Origin of the sequence: Noviherbaspirillum aerium, assembly GCF_008929045.1 — a bacterium.
Classification (GTDB): domain Bacteria; phylum Pseudomonadota; class Gammaproteobacteria; order Burkholderiales; family Burkholderiaceae_D; genus Noviherbaspirillum; species Noviherbaspirillum aerium.
In genome coordinates this window covers 26456-46006 of the sequence record NZ_VFAH01000021.1, presented here as the reverse complement: position 1 = coordinate 46006, position 19551 = coordinate 26456, and the positions used below count along the sequence as shown (strand labels likewise).

Annotated in this window: 18 protein-coding genes and 2 pseudogenes; 14 read left to right on the top strand and 6 right to left on the bottom strand. The window is 58.9% G+C overall.

What is annotated here, in order from left to right; translation table 11 throughout:
• Window positions 1-72 precede the first annotated feature (72 nt).
• Window positions 73-867, bottom strand: coding sequence for a crotonase/enoyl-CoA hydratase family protein (locus tag FH061_RS23045; RefSeq protein WP_151638185.1), 795 nt, complete (start codon window positions 865-867; stop codon window positions 73-75).
• A 279-nt stretch (window positions 868-1146) separates the two neighbouring features.
• On the opposite strand from FH061_RS23045, the gene FH061_RS23040 reads away from it, so the two are divergent.
• From FH061_RS23040 to FH061_RS22990, 11 genes are all read left to right on the top strand, one after another.
• On the top strand, window positions 1147-2370 hold the full coding sequence (locus tag FH061_RS23040; protein WP_151638184.1) for a CaiB/BaiF CoA transferase family protein: 1224 nt from the start codon (window positions 1147-1149) through the stop codon (window positions 2368-2370).
• A gap of 61 nt (window positions 2371-2431) precedes the next feature.
• Window positions 2432-3589: an acyl-CoA dehydrogenase family protein gene (locus FH061_RS23035; RefSeq protein ID WP_151638183.1), complete on the top strand. Its 1158-nt coding sequence runs from the start codon at window positions 2432-2434 to the stop codon at window positions 3587-3589.
• Window positions 3590-3600: 11 nt separating this feature from the next.
• Complete coding sequence (locus FH061_RS23030) at window positions 3601-4587, top strand: acyl-CoA dehydrogenase family protein (RefSeq protein WP_151638182.1); 987 nt, start codon at window positions 3601-3603, stop codon at window positions 4585-4587.
• Between the two features lie 109 nt (window positions 4588-4696).
• Entirely contained in the window at window positions 4697-5617 is a 921-nt protein-coding gene (locus FH061_RS23025) for a Bug family tripartite tricarboxylate transporter substrate binding protein (protein WP_225984829.1), read from the top strand.
• A 13-nt stretch (window positions 5618-5630) separates the two neighbouring features.
• On the top strand, window positions 5631-6644 hold the full coding sequence (locus tag FH061_RS23020) for a zinc-binding alcohol dehydrogenase family protein (RefSeq protein ID WP_151638180.1): 1014 nt from the start codon (window positions 5631-5633) through the stop codon (window positions 6642-6644).
• A gap of 62 nt (window positions 6645-6706) precedes the next feature.
• Window positions 6707-7867, top strand: coding sequence for a CaiB/BaiF CoA transferase family protein (locus FH061_RS23015; protein ID WP_151638179.1), 1161 nt, complete (start codon window positions 6707-6709; stop codon window positions 7865-7867).
• A 9-nt stretch (window positions 7868-7876) separates the two neighbouring features.
• Complete coding sequence (locus FH061_RS23010; protein WP_151638178.1) at window positions 7877-8353, top strand: MaoC family dehydratase; 477 nt, start codon at window positions 7877-7879, stop codon at window positions 8351-8353.
• 136 nt (window positions 8354-8489) lie between these two features.
• Window positions 8490-9455 (top strand): Bug family tripartite tricarboxylate transporter substrate binding protein, encoded by a 966-nt coding sequence (locus FH061_RS23005; protein ID WP_192805216.1) that lies wholly within the window; start codon window positions 8490-8492, stop codon window positions 9453-9455.
• Between the two features lie 65 nt (window positions 9456-9520).
• Window positions 9521-10084 carry a helix-turn-helix domain-containing protein gene (locus FH061_RS23000; RefSeq protein WP_151638176.1) on the top strand — a complete coding sequence of 188 codons (564 nt, stop codon included), beginning with the start codon at window positions 9521-9523 and terminating at the stop codon, window positions 10082-10084.
• Entirely contained in the window at window positions 10056-10853 is a 798-nt protein-coding gene (locus FH061_RS22995) for a transposase (protein WP_225984828.1), read from the top strand. The genes FH061_RS23000 and FH061_RS22995 overlap by 29 nt, the downstream gene beginning before the upstream one ends.
• 144 nt (window positions 10854-10997) lie before the next feature.
• A complete protein-coding gene (locus FH061_RS22990) occupies window positions 10998-11540 on the top strand; it encodes a helix-turn-helix domain-containing protein (RefSeq protein WP_151638175.1) in 543 nt (180 codons plus the stop codon).
• Between the two features lie 313 nt (window positions 11541-11853).
• Here the strand turns inward: FH061_RS22990 and FH061_RS22985 are convergent, their stop codons facing one another.
• From FH061_RS22985 to FH061_RS22960, 5 genes and pseudogenes are all read right to left on the bottom strand, one after another.
• A complete protein-coding gene (locus FH061_RS22985; RefSeq protein ID WP_225984827.1) occupies window positions 11854-13020 on the bottom strand; it encodes an IS701 family transposase in 1167 nt (388 codons plus the stop codon).
• A 7-nt stretch (window positions 13021-13027) separates the two neighbouring features.
• Window positions 13028-13315, bottom strand: a pseudogene (locus FH061_RS22980) (IS3 family transposase); the annotation flags it as partial.
• 4 nt (window positions 13316-13319) lie between these two features.
• A complete protein-coding gene (locus FH061_RS22975; RefSeq protein WP_151638174.1) occupies window positions 13320-14696 on the bottom strand; it encodes an IS30 family transposase in 1377 nt (458 codons plus the stop codon).
• A 68-nt stretch (window positions 14697-14764) separates the two neighbouring features.
• Window positions 14765-15654, bottom strand: a pseudogene (locus FH061_RS22970) (IS3 family transposase); the annotation flags it as partial.
• A 378-nt stretch (window positions 15655-16032) separates the two neighbouring features.
• The gene (locus FH061_RS22960) at window positions 16033-16782 is read right to left on the bottom strand and encodes a GntR family transcriptional regulator (protein ID WP_151638171.1); all 750 of its coding nucleotides are present in this window, start codon (window positions 16780-16782) and stop codon (window positions 16033-16035) included.
• Window positions 16783-16968: 186 nt separating this feature from the next.
• On the opposite strand from FH061_RS22960, the gene FH061_RS22955 reads away from it, so the two are divergent.
• From FH061_RS22955 to FH061_RS22945, 3 genes are all read left to right on the top strand, one after another.
• Entirely contained in the window at window positions 16969-17820 is an 852-nt protein-coding gene (locus FH061_RS22955) for a fumarylacetoacetate hydrolase family protein (protein WP_151638170.1), read from the top strand.
• A 92-nt stretch (window positions 17821-17912) separates the two neighbouring features.
• On the top strand, window positions 17913-19016 hold the full coding sequence (locus tag FH061_RS22950) for a cupin domain-containing protein (RefSeq protein ID WP_151638169.1): 1104 nt from the start codon (window positions 17913-17915) through the stop codon (window positions 19014-19016).
• A 34-nt stretch (window positions 19017-19050) separates the two neighbouring features.
• The gene (locus FH061_RS22945) at window positions 19051-19536 is read left to right on the top strand and encodes an aromatic-ring-hydroxylating dioxygenase subunit beta (protein ID WP_151638168.1); all 486 of its coding nucleotides are present in this window, start codon (window positions 19051-19053) and stop codon (window positions 19534-19536) included.
• The last annotated feature ends 15 nt before the right edge of the window (window positions 19537-19551 follow it).

Genomic DNA, 19551 nt, shown 5'->3' with positions numbered 1-19551 from the left:
GTGGGAACATTTTCGTAGGGCAGCAGTATACCTGCTTTGCCCCGCATCGAGTTCCCAGGCAACTGGCGGCTGTCAGCCTTTAAAGACCGGTTCGCGTTTCTCAAGGAAGGCAGTGACGGCTTCACTATGGTCGGGAGTCTGGTGAGAAAGCGCCTGGTATGCAGCAGAGAGCTCGAGCAGTGTATCGAGACGTGAATGTATGCCTTCGCGCAGAAGGCGTTTGGCCAACCGTACTGCGTGAGGGGGATTCGCAGCGATCTGCTCCGCCAACGCGCGGGCGGTTGGAAGTAGTTCTTCGGGCTCAACCACCCGCGACACCAGGTTCCACGCAAGCGCCTGTTCAGCGTCGATTATCTGGCCTGTAAAGGACATTTCCGCAGCTCGCGACAGACCGATGACGCGAGGCAACAGCCAGGCGCCACCGTCGCCCGGGACGATTCCCAACTTGACGAAGCTTTCTGCAAACTTCGCATGCCGTGAGGCAATCCGTATATCGCACATGCAAGTCAAATCCAGGCCCGCACCGATGGCTGCCCCGTTAACTGCTGCGATGACAGGCACTTCCAGATTGAATAAGGCTAAGGGCAGTTTCTGGATACCTTGCCGGTATTCCTGCCGGATCTGCATGCCTGTGACTTCACCGGATGCCTGCCTCTCCATATCCTTGATGTTACCGCCCGATGAGAACGCATTCCCGGCGCCAGTAAGGATAACGGCGCGCACGCTGCGGTCATTCTCAATCCGTTGTATCGCAGCGATGAACTCCTGGACTGCGCTGTTTCCTGTCAGAGGGTTACGGCGCTCCGGCTCGTTCATGGTCAGTGTGACTATGTGTCCGTCTTGTTCGTAGAGTAGAAAGTCAGCCATCTGCATATCCTTTGGGCATGGTTTGAAAGCTGTTCAAGGATATTCAAAACGGTAACTGATGTCCAATATCATATTTATAGAAAACGATACCGGATTCGTATGAGAGGAAAATCCTTCTAGCAGATTTTATGCATATTGCAGCGCAATATAAATGTGGAGGTGATACGAGTTGAGTATCGTAGAAGGAAAATTTAATATTGGACTGCTGGTGCTCGCTCAAACTATTCTTTGTCTCGTGCCTAAACGGCAAGTGACATTGCAACTAGACAGGAAAGAGGAATGAAGACGGCATTGGGACACTTGAAAGTGCTTGACCTGACACGCGTTCTTGCCGGTCCATGGGCAACACAGAATTTTGCCGATATGGGTGCCGAGGTGATTAAGGTGGAGCGACCGGGTGCTGGCGACGACACCCGGAGCTGGGGGCCGCCGTTCCTGAAAGATGCGGAGGGTCACGACACCACCGACGCCGCATATTATTTGAGCACCAATCGCGGAAAGAAGTCGATCACCATCGATCTGGCATCGGAAACAGGTCAGGAAATCATTCGCGAACTGGTGCGCGATGCCGATGTACTGGTCGAAAATTACAAGGTCGGTACGCTTGCGCGTTATGGCCTTTCGTATAACGATCTCCGACCTTTGAACCCGCGCCTGGTGTATTGCTCGATCACTGGATTTGGGCAAGATGGCCCTTACGCTGCGCTTCCAGGCTACGACTTCGTATTTCAGGGCATGGGTGGGTTGATGAGCATTACCGGACATGCCGACAGCGAACCCGGCGGCGGTCCAATCAAGAGTGGAGTCGCCATTTCGGACCTGCTGACCGGCATGTACGCAACGACGGCCATACTTGCTGCACTAGAGCATCGCCACGTGAGCGGCGAAGGGCAGTACATCGACATGGCCCTGTTGGACTGCATCGTTGCGATCAACGGTTATCAAGCGATGAACCATTTCATGTCCGGCAAGATACCTCAGCGGATGGGAAACATGCATCCGAATATGGTGCCCTACCAGGTCTTTCGCTGCAAGGAAGGTGAGGTCATTGTCGCCGTCGGCAACGATTCTCAGTATGCCGCGTTTTGCCATGTCATTGGACGCAATGATCTGGCTGTTGATCCGCGCTTTGTCACGGTAGGGCTGCGCAACATCAATCGCGACGCCCTGATTCCGCAGATCGCCGAGACTATGCTGACCCGCACCATGAAGGAATGGGTCGCGAAGATGGAAGCTGCGAACGTTCCCTGCGGGCCGATCAACAACATGCGGCAGGTATTTGAAGATCCGCAAGTGCAGCACCGTCGGATGAAGCTGTCGCTGCCGCATTCCGTCGGCGGAGAAATTCCGAGCCTGGCCAATCCGATACGCTTCTCGGATACGCCGATTCGCTATACGCATGCCGCTCCCACGCTGGGCGAGCACACGACTGAAGTGCTCGCAGAGCGTCTTGGCATATCGGAGGAGCGCATCGCTGCGCTGAAAGCGCAGGGGGTCGTATGAGTTACTGTCTCAAACAAGGAAATTCCATGCAAGTTACTGACCGATACAAGGAAGCACCGTAATGACCGCGCTGCTCAACCACTTCCGTTTTGCCGCGCTTCCTGCCGAAGCAGAAGCCTTTCGGGCTGAAGTGAAGGAATTCCTCCGGACCAGCATGCCGGATTCGGCGCCGGATGTCCGCGCACGTTCCTGGATGGGCTTTTCCGCCGAGTTCAGCTGCGAGATGGCCAAGCGCGGGTGGGTAGGCATGACATTGCCGCGTGAATACGGTGGCGCCAACCTGGATGCGTTTTCGCGCTTCGTACTGGTCGAGGAACTCTTGATCGCCGGTGCTCCTGTCTCCGCGCACTGGATTGCCGATCGACAGAGCGGGCCGCTGATCCTGAAATATGGCACCGAGGCACAGCGCCGCTTTTACCTGCCGAAAATCTGTGCGGCGGAAGCGTTCTTTTGTATCGGCATGAGCGAACCGAATTCCGGATCGGACCTTGCCAGCGTCGGCACCCGAGCCACGCGCACTGAAAAAGGCTGGCGACTTACCGGGCGCAAGATCTGGACGACCAACGCACCGCGGTGCCAGTACATGATTGCCTTGGTAAGAACTTCGGGCACCCCGGAAGATCGCCAGCGCGGACTGTCGCAATTCATCGTCGATCTCTCGCTGCCCGGCGTCACTGTGCGTCCAATCCGAGACCTGGCCGGCGACGCACATTTTTCGGAGGTGTTCTTCGACGACGTCGAGCTGTCCGACGATGCGCTGATCGGCCAGGAAGGCGGCGGCTGGGAGCAGGTCACCGCGGAACTTGCATTCGAGCGAAGCGGGCCTGAAAGGCTGTATTCCAGCATCGTGCTGCTCGATCACTGGATAGCCTGCCTGCGGCGAAGCGGCAATGCCGCCGCACATGCCGCTACCATCGGCCGGTTTGCCACCCACCTGGCGACGCTGCGCAACATGTCGGTGACTGTTACCAGCCAGCTGGTCAAGGGCGCCAGTCCGGTTGTCGAGGCTGCACTGGTCAAGGATATCGGGACGGAATTCGAGCAAACGCTTCCTGCGGTGATCGAGGCAGCGATCTCGGCCGATCCGCAGGAGATCGTGGATGCGGATTTGTACCGGACGGTGGCATATGTTAGCCAGGTTGCGCCGACTTACTCCCTGCGAGGTGGCACTCGCGAAATCCTGCGCGGCATGATTGCCCGCGGGCTCGGCTTGCGTTAAAGGAACCAGCAATGTTTGCAGAAGCCATTGAAGAGATTCTGAAGGACCAGTGCACTCCGGCAGCCGTGCGCGCCATACAAGCCGGCGGCTCGGCCGAAGCATTATGGGATGCAATAGCGGATGCGGGCTTTCTCGAACTGCTCGCTCCGGAAGATCTCGGCGGCGCCATGCTGCCGTTGCCGGACCTGTTTCCGGTCCTGACCGCGCTGGGTGCTTATGCGATGCCCTTGCCGCTGGCGCAGAGCATCGCCGCCCGCACAGTACTGGCAGGACGTACCGAGATCCCGGCCGGCATGCTCACGCTTGCACCGGCTTTACGCTGCGCGGAAGATGGCAGTCTGACCTGTCCGCTGGTACCGTATGGCGCTATCGCCGATCATGTCGTCGTCCAGAATGAGGACCAGGTGCTGGTGCTGCCGGGAGCCAGTGCGGTACGGACGCTAACGGGCGTACATGGCAGCCTGGTTGCGACCATGACCTGGCAGCCAGAGAGCCAAACTGCGCAGACGACCTTGGCCGCGGGCGGCTTGGCCGAACTGGGCGCGGCATTGCACGCCGCACTGCTGGCCGGCGCCATGCGCCGCGTATTCGACATGACACTGCAGTATGCCAACGACCGGACGCAATTCGGCAAGTCGATCGGCAAATTCCAGGCGATACAGCACCAGATCAGCGTCATGGCTGAACACGTCGCGGCTGCGCTGATTGCGGCCGAGGCGGCATTCCAGGGCGATGCTCGCATGCCTGCACCGCTGGCGAGCGCCATCGCAAAATCGCGTACCAGCGAGGCCGCCGTACTAGTTGCATCGATTGCGCATGCGGTACACGGCGCCATTGGCGTAACCGAAGAATATGACCTGCAACTACTGACGCGCCGTCTGCATGAATGGCGGATTGCGCATGGTTCCGAAGCCCATTGGAACCAGGTCGTGGGGCAGCGCGTATTGCAGTCAGGCCAAGAGCGGATCGTTGATTTCATTCGTACAGCCAGCGTGTAAATATCATTTATAACCGACACGGCAACAATGCCGGAGGAGACCAGAGATGTTGAAAAAACCTTATCGCAGGATGGTAATATCGGCTGCAATCGGATGCGCCACAATTCTGATGCCCGCACTGCATGCGATCGCCCAGGAATTTCCCTCCCGCGTCATCAAGTTGGTTGTGCCTTTTCCTCCAGGCAGTGGAACGGATACGTCGGCACGTTACTTCGGCAAGAAGCTGTCCGAACTGACGGGACAGCCGGTGGTCGTTGAAAACCGACCTGGTGGAAACGGTTTCATCGGCGTCCAGAACGTATTGGCTGCACCTGCCGACGGCTATACGGTGTTCGTCGGAAGTAACTCCACGCTGGCGGTCAACGTCGCTCTGTTCAAAAAGCTGCCATACAACCCGCAGACCGATTTCGCCCCGCTAACAATGATGATGCGCGCGCCGGCGGTTCTCGCGGTACCGCCAAATTCGCCTTACAAAACGGTGTCCGACCTCGTCAAGGCCGCCAAGGCACAGCCGGGAAAGCTAAACTATGCGTCGGGTTCAGCCGGCTATCAGCTGATGGCTGAACTGTTCAATGACGTCGCCGGCGTCAGTACCGTACACGTGCCTTACAAGGGCGCTTCGGAAGCTCTTGCCGGGGTTGCGGCCGGCACAGTCGACCTGACCTTTTCGGACATCACCGCGACACAAGGACTGGTCAAGGGTGGCAAGGTACGTGCGCTTGCGGTCGCCTCCGAACGACGCGCGCCGGCGCTGCCTGACCTGCCAACCGCAGCGGAGGAGGGTTTGCCCGGATATCAGGCTTATGTCTGGGTAGGGGCAATGGTATCGGCGAAGACACCGAAAGCCGAAACCGAGAAGCTAGCGTCGCTCCTGACACAAATCGCCCGGATGCCGGAAACGCGCGAGTTCTATGAACGGCAGGGCGCGGAGGCAATGAGCGGCGGGGCGGAGGAAATGCGCCGATTCCAGGCTGCGGAGATCGAGCTGTGGAAAAAGATCGTGGTCAAGGCCAAAGTCGAGCAGCAATAAGCGGCAAGCCGACATGAAGGCAATCGGAACTCCTGCCGACCTCTACAGCCACGGTGCCGATTCACTGGTCGACCTCGACCTCGCGTGTCCGGTAGCCGGCGCACGAGATCTCCTGGTCCGAATCGAGGCGGTGTCGGTCAATCCGATCGACATAAAAATGCGCAGCGCACGGCCGCATCGCGACGGCCAGCCGCGCATTCTCGGTTGGGACGCTGCTGGTACCGTGGTAGATGTCGGGCCTCAAACAACGCTGTTCGCTCCGGGCGACCGTGTCTTTTATGCAGGCAGCATCGTGCGCCCCGGCTGCAACGCGGAATTGCACCTGGTGGACGAGCGTCTGGCTGGCGCCATGCCGACTTCAATGAGTTTTGCGGAAGCCGCAGCTCTCCCGGTCGCGTCACTGGCCGGATGGGAAGCCTTATTCGAACGCATGCATATTTCGGACGATGGCAGCGACGCCGGAAAATCCCTGCTGGTCATCGGTGGCGCAGGCGGGGTTGGATCGGTGGCAATTCAGCTGGCGAAGACAGTTGGACAACTCCATGTCATTGCGACTGCATCCCGGCTGCAATCGCAGGCTTGGTGCAGGCATCTCGGCGCCGATCTTGTCGTCGACCATCGTGGTGATCTTGCGGCACAGCTGCATGCGAGCGAAATAAGAGCGGTTGACTTCATTCTTTGCCTGTCAGACACGGACCGGTATTTTTCGACCATGGCTACGCTGATCAAGCCTCACGGGCATATCTGCTGTCTGGTGGAAAGCATGTCGCCGCTGCCCATGAATGAACTGCGAGGGAAGAGCGTTTCCTTCAGCTGGGAAGGCATGTTCACCCGTTCACTCCACGCGACACCAGACATGATTGAACAGCACCGCATATTGAACCGTGTCGCAGAATTGGTAGATGCGGGTCGGTTGCGCAGCATCGTGAAAGAATGTTTTGCAGGTGTCAACGCGACTAACCTTCGGCAGGCCCATGCACTGGTCGAAGCAGGGAATACCATCGGCAAGGTCGTGCTGGAGACATAGCTACCTGCCAAAGACAATGTGGGCCCGATCTCGGCCAAAATCAGCCTTATTAAGGAGAACTGATGCTTCCTTTGAACGGCATTCGTGTACTCGATCTGAGCACTGTCGTGTTCGGTCCGTATGCCAGCCAAGTTCTAGCGGACTACGGTGCGGACGTCATCAAGATCGAAGCGCCGGAAGGCGATTCTACCCGCAAGACCGGACCGACAACCGAGGCCGGCATGAGTGCTATCTTCCTTGGCGTGAATCGAGGAAAACGAAGCATCGTACTGGATCTGAAAACGCCGGCGGCACGAGACGCACTGCTTAAACTAGTCGATACAGCGGATGTGCTGATGCATAGCATTCGCCCGCAAAAACTTGCCGCGATCGGGCTGGACCCCGAGACTCTCCGTCAGCGCAACCCGCGCCTTGTCTATGTCGGCCTGCTCGGCTTTTCCGAGGGCGGTCCCTACGGCGGCATGCCGGCGTACGACGACATTATCCAAGGGCTTTCCGGCTGCGCCGCGCTGATGGAAATGCAAACCGGAACGCCTCAGTATTTCCCGACCATCGCCGGCGACAAAACCTGCGCGCTGGTCGCCGCGCATGCGATCCTCGCCGCACTGTTCAAGCGCGAACGTACGGGTACAGGCTCCTACGTTGAAGTACCGATGCTGGAATCCATGGTGGCTTTCAATCTGGTCGAGCATTTCTATGGCCAGCATTTCGAACCACCGCTCGCTAAGGCAGGCTACCCACGCGTATTAAACCAATGGCGGCGTCCTTATCGAACGACCGATGGATATATTTGCGCAATGCCATATACCGACGTGCACTGGAAGCGGTTCTTCCTGGAGTCCGGTAGATCTGAACTTGTGGGCGATGAGCGTTTCACCAACATTGCTGCCCGCACTACCCATATCGTGGACCTGTACGAGATAGCGGCGGATGTCATCGCCGGCAGAAGTACGAAGGAATGGCTGGCGACCTTCAACAGGCTTGAAATACCCGCATCCCCCATGCGGCGGCTGGATGAGTTGCAACAGGACGAGCATTTGAGAGAGACAGGCTTTTTCGAAACCTTGAGCGATCCCCAAATGGGGAAACTTGCTTTTCCCGGTGTTCCTGTGAAATTCGACCATGAGCGACCGCCGGTCCGAATGGCGCCGCGGCTGGGCGAACATACCGAGCAGATCATGACGGAACTTGGCATCGCCAAGCCACACATTGCTGACGACTGAAAGGATGACATGAGTGACACAAAACCAATGCAGCAACTTGGACAAGGCTACTACTGGCAAGATCTGGAATTGGGCCAGCGGTTCAAGACATTCCGCCGTGCTGTGACTGAAGCCGATCTGGTCGGCTTCATCGGTGTCACCGGCATGCTGGAAGTCATGTTCATCGACAGCGAACCTCTTCCAGGGGGCATTGCCGGCCGGCCAGTGCCTGCCGCGCTCACATACACGCTGATCGAAGGCTTGCTCCTCCAAACCATGATCCAGGGAACCGGCCTTGCAATGCTTGAGCTGACGCAGAAGATCCATGCTCCCGTTCTGGTGGGCGACCGTATTTACGCCGTAGTTGAGATCGACAATATTCGTCCGACCTCGAAAGGGGGCAGGGCAATCGTCGACTCCACCATCACGGTCCATAATCAGCGGGAAGAACTAGTCATGACTTATACCGCGCGGCGAATGCTGGCAGGACGCGGCCACGTGGCATGAGGAACAGGCCCGAAACGATAACCTAAGCGCTGCCACGGCGCACCAAAGTAACACTCCGCATTTGCGGGCGACGCATGCCAATCCAAGGAGAGACAACATGAAATTACCCAGCTTCGGCCAATTTCGGTCACGCTTGATGCAAACATTCGCCGTGACGGCCCTCGGCGTTACTGTGCTCGCAGTGCCTGCAGCACAGGCGCAGTCGGCTTACCCCAGCAAGCCGATCACGATGGTCATACCGTTTCCACCCGGCGGGCCGACGGATCTCGTTGCGCGTGTTCTCGCCCAGAAGATGGGAGAGCAGATGGGACAGCAAATCATCGTCGACAACCGGGGCGGCGCGAACGGTAATATCGGTTCAGCGCTGGTGGCAAAGGCGCCGGCCGATGGCTACACCGTGTTGTACAACACGTCGTCCATCGTTCTGAGCCCCGCGCTCTACAAAAGCCTGTCCTATGATGTGCAGCGCGATCTGGCCCCGGTCGCCCTCACGGCAACGGTACCTCTCGCGCTCGTGGTGAACCCGTCGCTTCCGGTCAATACCATGAAGGAGTTCATTGACTACGCCAAGGCCAATCCCGGCAAGCTGTCCTATGGCTCTGCCGGCAGCGGCAACATTACCCATCTCGGCGCGTTCCAGTTCCTGCAAGCTAACGGTATTGAGGCAGTGCATGTTCCATACAAGGGAAGCGCGCCGGCGGATGCCGATCTTGTTGGCGGGCAGATTCAATTCATGACCGACACGATCAATTCGGTCGCAAGCTTTGTGCGCGACAAGCGCATGCGCCTGCTGGCGGTGACCACACCAAAGCGCATTGCCATATTTCCGGATGTGCCGACGGTTGCGGAATCCGGCATGCCAGGCTTTGAAGTCAGTGCCTGGCAAGGGCTTATGGTTCCGGCTAAGACGCCTGAGCCCATCATCAAGCGGCTCAACAGCGAGTTGATGAAGGCGCTTCAAAGCCCCGATGTACAAAAGAAGCTGGGCGCCCAGGGGGCGATAGCAATTGGCTCGACGCCGGACGAATATAGTGCATATTTAAAAGCGGAGTTGGCTCGCTGGTCCAAGATTGTCAAGCAAACTGGTGTGTCGCTCGACTAGTGGGTCATTTGGCAACAAAAACAGGATAAGACGGTCGAACGTTAAGATCACTGTAGGAGGCCACTATGAGTCGCATCCGGCAACATCCACTACGCTCACTAACTGATAGGGAGCGGCAGGCTTTGGAGCAATTGGTTCATGCGCGTAGTCAACGCGCTGATGTGGTGACATGGGCCCGAGAGTTGTTGGCGGTTGCCGAGGCCAAGACCTATGTTGAGGCGGCCACGCTAGTCGGACGGCGTTCCGACGAAGCGGTCAGCAAGTTGGTAGCACGCTTCAATCAGGATGGATTAGCTGCGCTTGAACCCCATGGTAAGGGCGGCCCCAAACCGACTTATGACGCCGCTGCGCGCGAACGGATTCTGGCTGAGGCCAGACGCACACCCGATCCTCAACAAGATGGCACGGCAACATGGTCGTTGATGACACTGCGTAACGCCCTGCGCCGTGCTCCCGATGGGCTACCCCATGTCAGCACTTATACCATCGCTCAGGTATTGCATGCGGCAGGCTTTCGCTGGGTGGCGGCGCGCAGTTGGTGTGACACCGGTAAAGCGGTACGCGTACGTTGTAGCGGTACTGTGACGGTCTGCGATCCCGATGCAGAAGCTAAAAAAAAATCTCATTGAGCGGGCCTATTGTGAAGGAGCCGGATTGGGCCTGGCGGTCTGGGCAGAAGATGAGGCCGGTCCGTACTCAACACGTCCCTATGCTGGGCAAAGCTGGGCTGAGCAAGGCCGGCCCAAACAGCAGCCACATGAGTACGTACGCAACGGTACGGCCAAGCTATTGACCTTGTTCTGTCCAGGCAGTGGCGAGGTACGCGCATGCGGCGTCACCCACGCCACCAATGCGGTGCTTCATCCGTGGCTGCAGCAAGAACTGGCCGCAATTCTGGAGGGCTTGCCTCAGCCTTCTCCGATTACAGATGCGAACGTGACCCACGCTGTGTGGGAGTCGTGGCAACAAGGATTGGAGATCCGCATTACGTTGCCACCGGTACTTCCGGCATTACGCCTGCTTCTGATTTGGGACAACCTGCGAGGACACTGGACACCTGACTTGATCGGATGGTTGTTCTCTCATGGAGTGATGCCGTTATTTACACCGTTGAGTGGATCATGGCTAAATATGGCGGAGTCAGTGCAACGCATTATTGTTAGACGTGCGCTGGCCGGGCAGTATCCGCAAACGCCGGAGCAAATCATTGCGTTGCTCGAAGCGACGGTCAATGGATGGAATCGGGCGCCCACGCCATTTCATTGGGGTGGCAAACGGCATGCGCGCCGGATGCGCTATCGTCAACGGCAACATGCCCTGGGTGGATCGGGGGCCTTTACTCGGCATCCTATACGACGCCGGGCCCAGCAAGTTGCAACAATACTTAAGCCAAGCTAGTTGCCAAATGACCCACTAGAGATCAACCTCCACTTGAAGCAGTTGCCATCGTCTGTTTAAGAAATAATACCAAGCCCACGGTTAAGCGAACCGCGTGTGGCGGTGGAGGTCTGAAGAAGACACGGTTCTGTGCTGGAGGCGGCCATGTTGACGCCAGAAGCGTTGCAGCGACTGCAACAGAACAACTTCGACTTGCTTGCTAGGGAAGAACCGAACGGGCGACGACGGCTGCGCTATATCGCCCTGGCGCATTTGAAGGAAGGCAAGAGCTATACCGAGGTGGCCGCCGCTCTGCGTACCACCCGTCATACCGTCGCACGTTGGGAGAGATGGTTCGAACGTGATGGCCTCAAGGGCTTGGGTAGCAAGCCCCGCTACTGGTGTAATCAGCGATTGCCACGGCAACAGGAAGAGGCGTTTCGGTTGGCCATCGAGCAGCTGCAGCAGGAACGTGCTGGTGGGCGTATCCGCGGCGAAGACATCCGCCAATTGCTGGCGCAGCAGTTTGACGTGGCCTACTCCCTCAACGGTGTATATGAACTTCTCAAGCGCCTGGGGACTGTGTGGATTTCGGCACGCTCAAGAAGCCCGTACGCCGATCCAGTCCGACAAGCGGATTTCGAAAAAATGTATGGTCCGTCCCTATTTGCAAGGCCCATTTTCTCTGACGTGAACAGTTTGCCTTAATGTATCCGTATATGGACTCCCGCTTTTGTGCAAGAGGTACTCAGAATGTGGTGCTGGTCGTAGTTGCATCCGTATATTCGGCTTCTGATTGATGCAGCAGTCACCGCATCGAGCCAACATGGAAATCCGTGCACTTTCTCCTTTTCGGCCTTAAGGCTTCATACCGCAGCCTACGGATACATCAGGATCTGAAAGCGCCGGTCTGACCGGTACACCATGTTCCTTTCTTCTTGCGCAACTAACACTACTCTGCCATGTTACTCACGCCGATGTAAGTGTATGGTGGCGCTGCATTGGGGACACTGGATGCAAATTACGGGGCGAAGCGCGGCGATAAGGGCGCGGCGTACCGCCGGCAATGATGGCTGGGGTGGCGGACCCGGTGCATTGGTTGCCGGTTTTCCCCCGTTTGTAAGGCACTGGCCAGGCGTCGGTGCTGCAGAAAGCCAAACGCAATCATCGTCAGTAACGCATGATGGTGCAGCCCGAGCCAGGATCTGCCTTCGTAATGGTCCAGGCCAAGTTCATCCTTGAGTTGCTGATGCGCCTGCTCGCATGCCCAGCGGGCCTTAATCGCACGTACCAGCGTCCTACGCGGCGTGTCAGGCGGGTGGTTGGTGAAGTAATATTTGCGCTCGCCGCTGCAACGCGCTTCGCACACCAGCCATGCGACTTGGCCAGGAAGATGCTGCCAATGTGAAGCCAGCACACCGTCTGCAACGCACACCCGCACCGCAGCGAAGTGCGCACTGAGCATGCCCTTAGTGCCACAGCGCCACGAACAGCGCCGCAGGGCCTTGGGACCCAACATTTCAATCATCTGCACAACCGACACGCTCGGTACAGAGGGTTTTGCATACTTGGCGGGGCGTCCCAGCGGAGGATTCGCCGGCATATTCAGCGTCACATCTGCTGGATAGACCTTTTGTGTCGGCTGCACAGCTACTGCCCATCGTAGACCTCGCTGCGTAAGCCCGGCACGAAAGCCTGCCGAACTGCCATAGCCCGCGTCGGCCAGCACCATGCCAAAGCGCACGCCGTCCGTCAGCGCGGCATCGATCTGCGCCAGCGCGATATCTCCCTTGGTTTCGAACGTGATTGACTCGGGCACCTTGGCTGCTGCACGACGTGCTTCGTCCTGTGCCCAATCCTCAGGCAGGTACAGCCGCAGGGCGATCGGCACTGGCACCTCCTTGCGCGCCAAGGTAAGCGAGACGAGCACTTGGCAGTTAGCCTGCTTGCCCAGCACGCCGCAGTGCTGACGCTTGACGCCGACCGAGTGCTTGCCCTGCTTGGGCAGCGCCGTGTCGTCCACGATCAGCGCGGCGTCCTTGCTGCCCACCAAGGTGTCAGCCGTCTTGCGCAATACCTGTTCCAGCGGAGCAGTGGACCAGGTCGATGTCGACACGAAATGGTGGAGTTGCTGCGTCTGCCCGGGACACACCCGCTGGGCCTGAGGTGTCCTGTCAATAATGGACACTCGTGTTTCAGGCGGCTTGCATATACCTGAAGGCATCTGCAAACACTGCCGGTGCTACATAGCCAAGGCGAGAATGACGCCGCTGGCGGTTGTAAAAGATCTCGATGTACTCACGAATGGCTGCCTTGGCATGGGCTCGAGTCGGATAGCGCTGATGGTGCGTCAATTCATTTTTCAGGCTGCCCCAGAAGCTCTCCATGGGGGCATTGTCATGGCAGTTTCCTTTGCGTGACATAGACGCACGCATGCCGAACTGGCGTAACAACTGGCGATAGGCATGCGCACAATATTGGGCGGATTCAACCGGTCGTCGCAACATTAGATTGTTGAACAGATTTTAGGTACTTGTCCAGTGCTTCGGCCGGTGTCTTCCAGCCAAGCGTTTTCCTGGGCCTGGAATTCAGTGTGTTAGCCACGGCCTGGATCTCTCGATCGCTCCAACGAGACAGGTCTGTACCCTTTGGGAAGTATTGCCGCAGGAGGCCGTTCGTATTCTCGTTCGTGCCGCGCTGCCATGGACTGTGCGGGTCGGCGAAGAATACCTTCACCTCGGACTCGACCGTAAAGCGGGCGTGATCAGAGAGTTCTTTGCCACGATCCCAGGTCAATGACTGCCACAACCGGGCAGGCATCTCAGTCACGGTCTTTTTGAGCGCGTTGGCCATCGTGATAGCTCCGTAGCCAGCCAGCGCAGGACCATTCTTTGTCCTGGGAATGAGCCCGTAGCCTTCCTCGCGAGGCAGGTGAACAAGCATAGTGAATCGGCTTGACCGCTCAACCAGCGTTCCAATCGCGGACCTGTTCAGGCCGATGATCAGGTCACCCTCCCAATGCCCCGGCACAGCGCGATCCTGCGCTTCTGCAGGCCGGTTAGAGATCATCACATCCTCGCTAACATGTGCCCAGGCCTTAGCTTGTGCCCTGGCCCTGGGCACGCGCAACGCCCGTCCGGTGCGCAGACAGCTAACCAGCTCACGCTTGAGAGCCCCTCGGCCCTGGATGTAGAGAGCCTGATAGATGGCTTCGTGAGAAATGCGCATGGATTCGTCACCCGGGAAGTCGGTCTGCAGTCGGTTGGAAATCTGTTCGGGCGACCAACCATTGACCCATTTGCGGTCACCGCGATGTGGCTTGTTTCTTCCTATGAACGGCGCTTGCACAGGTCCAGAAACGTTACGGCCCTTAGCGTCCCGAACCTTGCCCTCCAGCCGGTCTTGCACGTAGTGGCGCAACCGTGGATTAGTCGTCAGTTTGGATGGCTTGGGTCTTTTGGCAACCAGCTCCGCCTTCCACTGCGCAACCGAAGCGCGATACTCAAGTCGGCCGCCACGAGTTGCAGCGTTACGTGTTAGTTCCCGCGAAACCGTTGATGGGCTGCGTCCGATACGGCGCGCAATCTCTCGTACCCCGACGCCCTGGCACGAAAGTAGTCCAATCTCTTCTCGCTCCACAAACGACAGGTACCTCCCGGATATCGGGCTCAACATGGAAAGTGGCATGCCTCCATTATGCCGGAACCAGCGAGTCCCCACTACCTGTGACACGCCAACCGCCTCTGCAGCCTTCTCACTTGTAATGCCTGTCGCGATTTGCTCCCAGAATCGCCGCTCGGTTTCCCGCCGATGCGACGGTGCACCCGGCGAGCGCATCGCTCCTCGCCCCGTCAACTTCTGCATCCACCCCGCTGGTCGTCCCATAAACACCTCATCGATTAAAGGTGTTGCGACGACCGGTTGAATCCGCCTTGCGACCCGCGGTCCGAATGGTGAATCAGCCCGGCCGCGGGGCGCTTGTTGCGTACCGCATGCCATAGAGCCTGTGCGGTCAGTTCCTGCGTCATTCGCTCGCTCATGGCATATCCAACGATTTCGCAAGTAAACACATCCTTGACTTCGGCCACGTATAGCCAGCCCTCTTCGGTCGGCACATAAGTAATATCCACCAGCCACTGCTGGTTAGGTGCTGTCGGATCGAACCGCTGCTCCAGCAAGTTGGCTTCTACCGGCAAGTCATGTCGGGAATTCGTTGTTGCCTTGAACCGGCGCTTTTGCTTGCAGCGTAGTCCCAGTTCCCGCCGCAACCGGTCAACGCGGTCGCGGCCGACAGCAAACCCCTGGGCTTTCAATTCCGGCTGCATCCGCCGTACGCCGTAGGTTTCCCGGCTCTGCCGATGTACTGCTCTGATCGCTACCTTCAGTCGCTCATCGGCCTGCTGGCGTGCACAGGGTTTGCGGTTGAGCCAGGCGTAAAAGCCGCTGCGTGATACGCCAAACACCCGGCATAGCAAGGCAATGGGGTAGTCGAGTCGCAGATGTTTCAGTTGCGCGTACCGGGCAGCGACTCCCGTGCAAAGTACGCTGTCGCTTTTTTTAGCACTTCTTTTTCCATGCGTTCTGTGGCCAATTCTTTGCGCAACTTGGCGACCTCGGCTTCCAGCTCGACTACGCTCCGGCTTCCTGGCGCTGCAGTGCCTGCGCTAGTTCCACGCTTGGCAGCCATTACCCAGTTCGATAGCGTTCCCTTGGGCACGCTTAGCCGCTGCGCCGCCGCTTCCAGGGACAATCCCTGCTCCAGCACCAGCTTTACTGCTTCGGCCCGAAACTCGGGCGTGTAGCTTCTGATTTCTTTCTTCATGCTTTCTCCCATTTACTCAGTGTATCAAACGGGAGTGTCCACAAATGTCAGGCTACCTCATCTATACCAATCAAACAAGGCGGTAATGCAGTAAAGAAGCGATGCATTTCACTACGACGCAACTTCCTTCTGAGGACTTGATTACCGGAACGACCGACTCCATGTACCTGAAACACGCTTAAAATGGGCGACATGCCTGATCGGCGGCGAATCCTCGCAGAGTAAAAGCATGACGATCATTGGCAATGTGTTGCCTAGCGGTGCCTCTGGTTTTGATTGCTCTTCACCGTGCTGCACTTGATCGAGGGAGCCGACGCGCTGATCGAAGGCGTGAGCCCCGTCTGCGGTGCGGGCGCCGTTCCTCCTGCCGACCGGCGATTACTCCTGCAATGACGCTTCGCGCCTGCGTGTGTGTGGCGCGGTGTTGTTGTTGGCCGCCTCATCCTGTATCCGTGCGATCAGGATCCGCTTGTTTTCGCGGCTGCGGTAGGCATGCTCACGCATGACGGCCTCGGCGCGTGCGCCTTCCCGCTGCATGATGGCCGACAGCAGATCTTCATGGTCGTCCTGTGCACGACGCACGAAGGTAATCTCCAGATCGGTAGGTGTCTCCGGCAGGGACAGTGCGCCGGGACCCGCCATCGGGATCTTGTTGTTGTGTGCCAGAGCCGAGGCCAGGGCGCGGTTGTTCGCCGCCGCAACCAGTACGCGGTGAAACTGCTCGTTGACCGCGCGCCAAGCTTCGGCATCTAGCACCCGCCCGGTGCAGGCAGCGACGTCGAGCAATTCGCGCCCGCGCGTGACCGCTTCCGTCATGTTCACCAGTTCAGCCTCGGACACGCCGCGCTCGGCCACGATGCGTGCGGCCATCCCCTCCAGCACACCCCGCACATCCACAGCATCAGCGATGTCGTCCAAGGAGAAGGCGCGCACCCGGTAGCCGCGCGTCGGCAGACGCTCCAGCAAACCCTCGGATTCGAGTTCGATCAGCGCCAGACGCAGTGGCGTGCGCGAGACCCCGAGACGGGCGGCAAACGGGATTTCAACGATGCGTTCGCCCGGCGCGAGTTCGCCGGAGAGCACCATGTCCCGCAGGCGGGAGACAACATGATCAATTTGGGTGGCCATAAGTGGTGCGCGCAGTGAGATTGATTGCATGCAATTCTAGCAGTTAAATTGATAAATACCAGTTGCCGTAGACCAGATTGCATGCAATAATTAATAAAAAGTTTGATAAAGCGCTGTTTCCCCAGCAAAATGCGTACAATTTGCAGACAACAATAAAAACAATGCGATCAACGGTAGGAGACCTGAATGAAGTTGGCCAATTACACTCGCAATCAGTTGCCTGGCTGGGGCGTCGTCACCGAGACCGGCATCGCGCCGTTGTTCGAGAGCTGGCCGACGATTGGCGAGGGGCTGGCCGCGGGCAGCGCCGCCTTGGCCGCGGCACTGGCGAAACAGTCGCAGCGGATTGCGCTGGACGATGTCGTCTTCACCGCGCCGGTCGCGCCGGCCACCAAGATCCTGTGTGTGGGCATCAACTACGGGCTGCATATCGCCGAGATGAGGCGCGAAGTGCCGGCCAACCCGTCGGTGTTCGTGCGCTTTGCTGATTCCTTCGTCGGCCATGGCCAGCCGATCGTCTGCCCGGCCGCGTCCAACAAGTTCGATTTCGAGGCCGAACTGGCGATTGTGATCGGCCGCACCTGCCGCCACGCGACGCCGGAGCGCGCGCTCGACTATGTCGGCGGCTATACCTGCCTGGGCGACAACTCGGTGCGCGACTTCCAGAAGCACGCAGCCCAAGTCACCCCCGGCAAGAACTGGGAGCACAGCGGCAGCATTGGTCCCTGGATCGTGACCGCCGACGAGATCCCCGACCCGCAACAGTTGACCGTGATGAGCCGGTTGAACGGCACCGAGATGCAAAACGGCCAGACCTCCGACATGCTGTTTTCGGTCGCGCGCATCGTGTCCTACGTGTCGACCTTCACCACCCTGCGTGCCGGCGACGTGATCGCCACCGGCACCCCTGACGGTGTTGGCGCCGGCCGCACGCCACCGGTCTGGATGAAGCTGGGCGACGTGCTGGAGATCGAGATTTCCGGCATCGGCGTGCTGCGCAACCCGGTGATCCACGAAACGCAGGCCTATGCGGCCTAACCTTCTTCCACCCCACGGTCCGCCACCCGGCCCAGGCAAGCCCCGGGCTAGGGCGCATACCCTGAACTTTCCTAGACCTTCAAGACCTGACCATGACTGACCTCCAGCACAAATTCGTCGACGTGAGCGGCGCCGCGCCGCGCGAGCAAAACAAGTGGCGCTCCATCGTCGTCCCGAAGGAAGCGATCGACCTGGAAATCGAGCGCCTGATCGATCTGCCGCGCCCGGCCAACGGCCGCCGCGCGACGCTGATTACCCATCCCGAGGCGATCGCGCCCGGCCTCGGCTTTGCGCCGTCGACCGATGTCACGATCAACGTGATCAACCCCGGCGAAAGCACGCTCAACCTGCGCAAGAATTCCAACATGCTGGAGATCTGCCTAGCAGGGGAGGGCGTCGCCATGGTCGGCCAGCGTGAGATCGCGGTCTCGAAGTGGGACGTCTGGAACACGCCGGCGATGAACATTCATTCGTACCGCAACACGGGCAAAACGCCGTGGGTGCGCCTGTCGTATTCGAATGCGCCGGTGCTGGAAAAGCTGGAGGTGCACTTCGTCGAAGAGTTCGAGGGATCGGTGCCGCCGGCCGACCGCAACTCTAAGCCCTCGCAGGTCAATCCCGACCTGGCGCGCGCTCGCGACCTGGCGCTCAGGAAGCAGATCGGCGAGGATGGCGCTCACCTGCTGGGCTATGAATGGCTGATCGATATCGACGTGGTCGAATCCAAGCCGCTGCACTGGCCGTACGCAAAGGTCGCCGAGCACCTGCCGACGGTCGAGGACCTGGCCAAGGGCTACAACGGACGCCGCCTGTTTGTGCTTTACAACCCGGCAACCGAGCGCCGCAACGGCACCACCCACAGCTTCTTTGCGACCATTTCGTCGTCGCCGCCGAACAACACCCACGTGCCGCACCGCCACAGCTCGTCGGCGATCAACTACTACCTGCGCGGCAATGGCCACAGCATGGTCGAAGGCCACCGCTACGACTGGAAGGCCGGCGACTTGCTGCTGTCCGCCCCGGGATGGGCGATGCACGCCCATAACTCCGGCACCGAGACTGTGTCGGCGCTGACTGTGCAGGACCACCCGTTCCATATCGGCATCGAGTCGCTGATCTGGCAGGAGCGCTCGTACGAGCCGATCATTGCGCTGGGCAGCCAGCCTGGCTTCCAGAGCAACCGCGCGTCGCTCTGACCCACACCCGTCACCCGAACGAGACTTCATCACCATGACTTATTCCCGTGAACACGCGGCGCTGCGCGCCGACCTGCGCGACTTCTATGAAGAGTATGCCGCCTGCCTCGATGAGGAAGAGCTCGAGCGCTGGCCCGACTTCTTTACCGAGGACTGCCGCTATCGGGTCACCGCGCGCGAGAACTACGACCAGAAGCTGCCGTACGGCCTGATCTACTGCATCAACAAGGACATGATCAAGGACCGCGTGCTGGCGCTGCGCCAGACCACGATGTACGAGCCGCGCTCGCTGCGGCACTTTATCAGCGGCGTGCGCATCAAGCGCATTGACGGCGACACGATCGAGACCCAGTCCAATTTCACGATCCTCGAATCGCTGTCGGACCGCGAGCCGGTGGTCAACATGGTCGGCCGCTACATCGACACCGTCGTGCGCACCACCGACGGCTTCCTGTTCAAGGACCGCGACTGCGTTTGCGACAACTATCGCGTGCGCACCTCGCTGATCATCCCCGTCTAACTGCCGCCCCGGAGA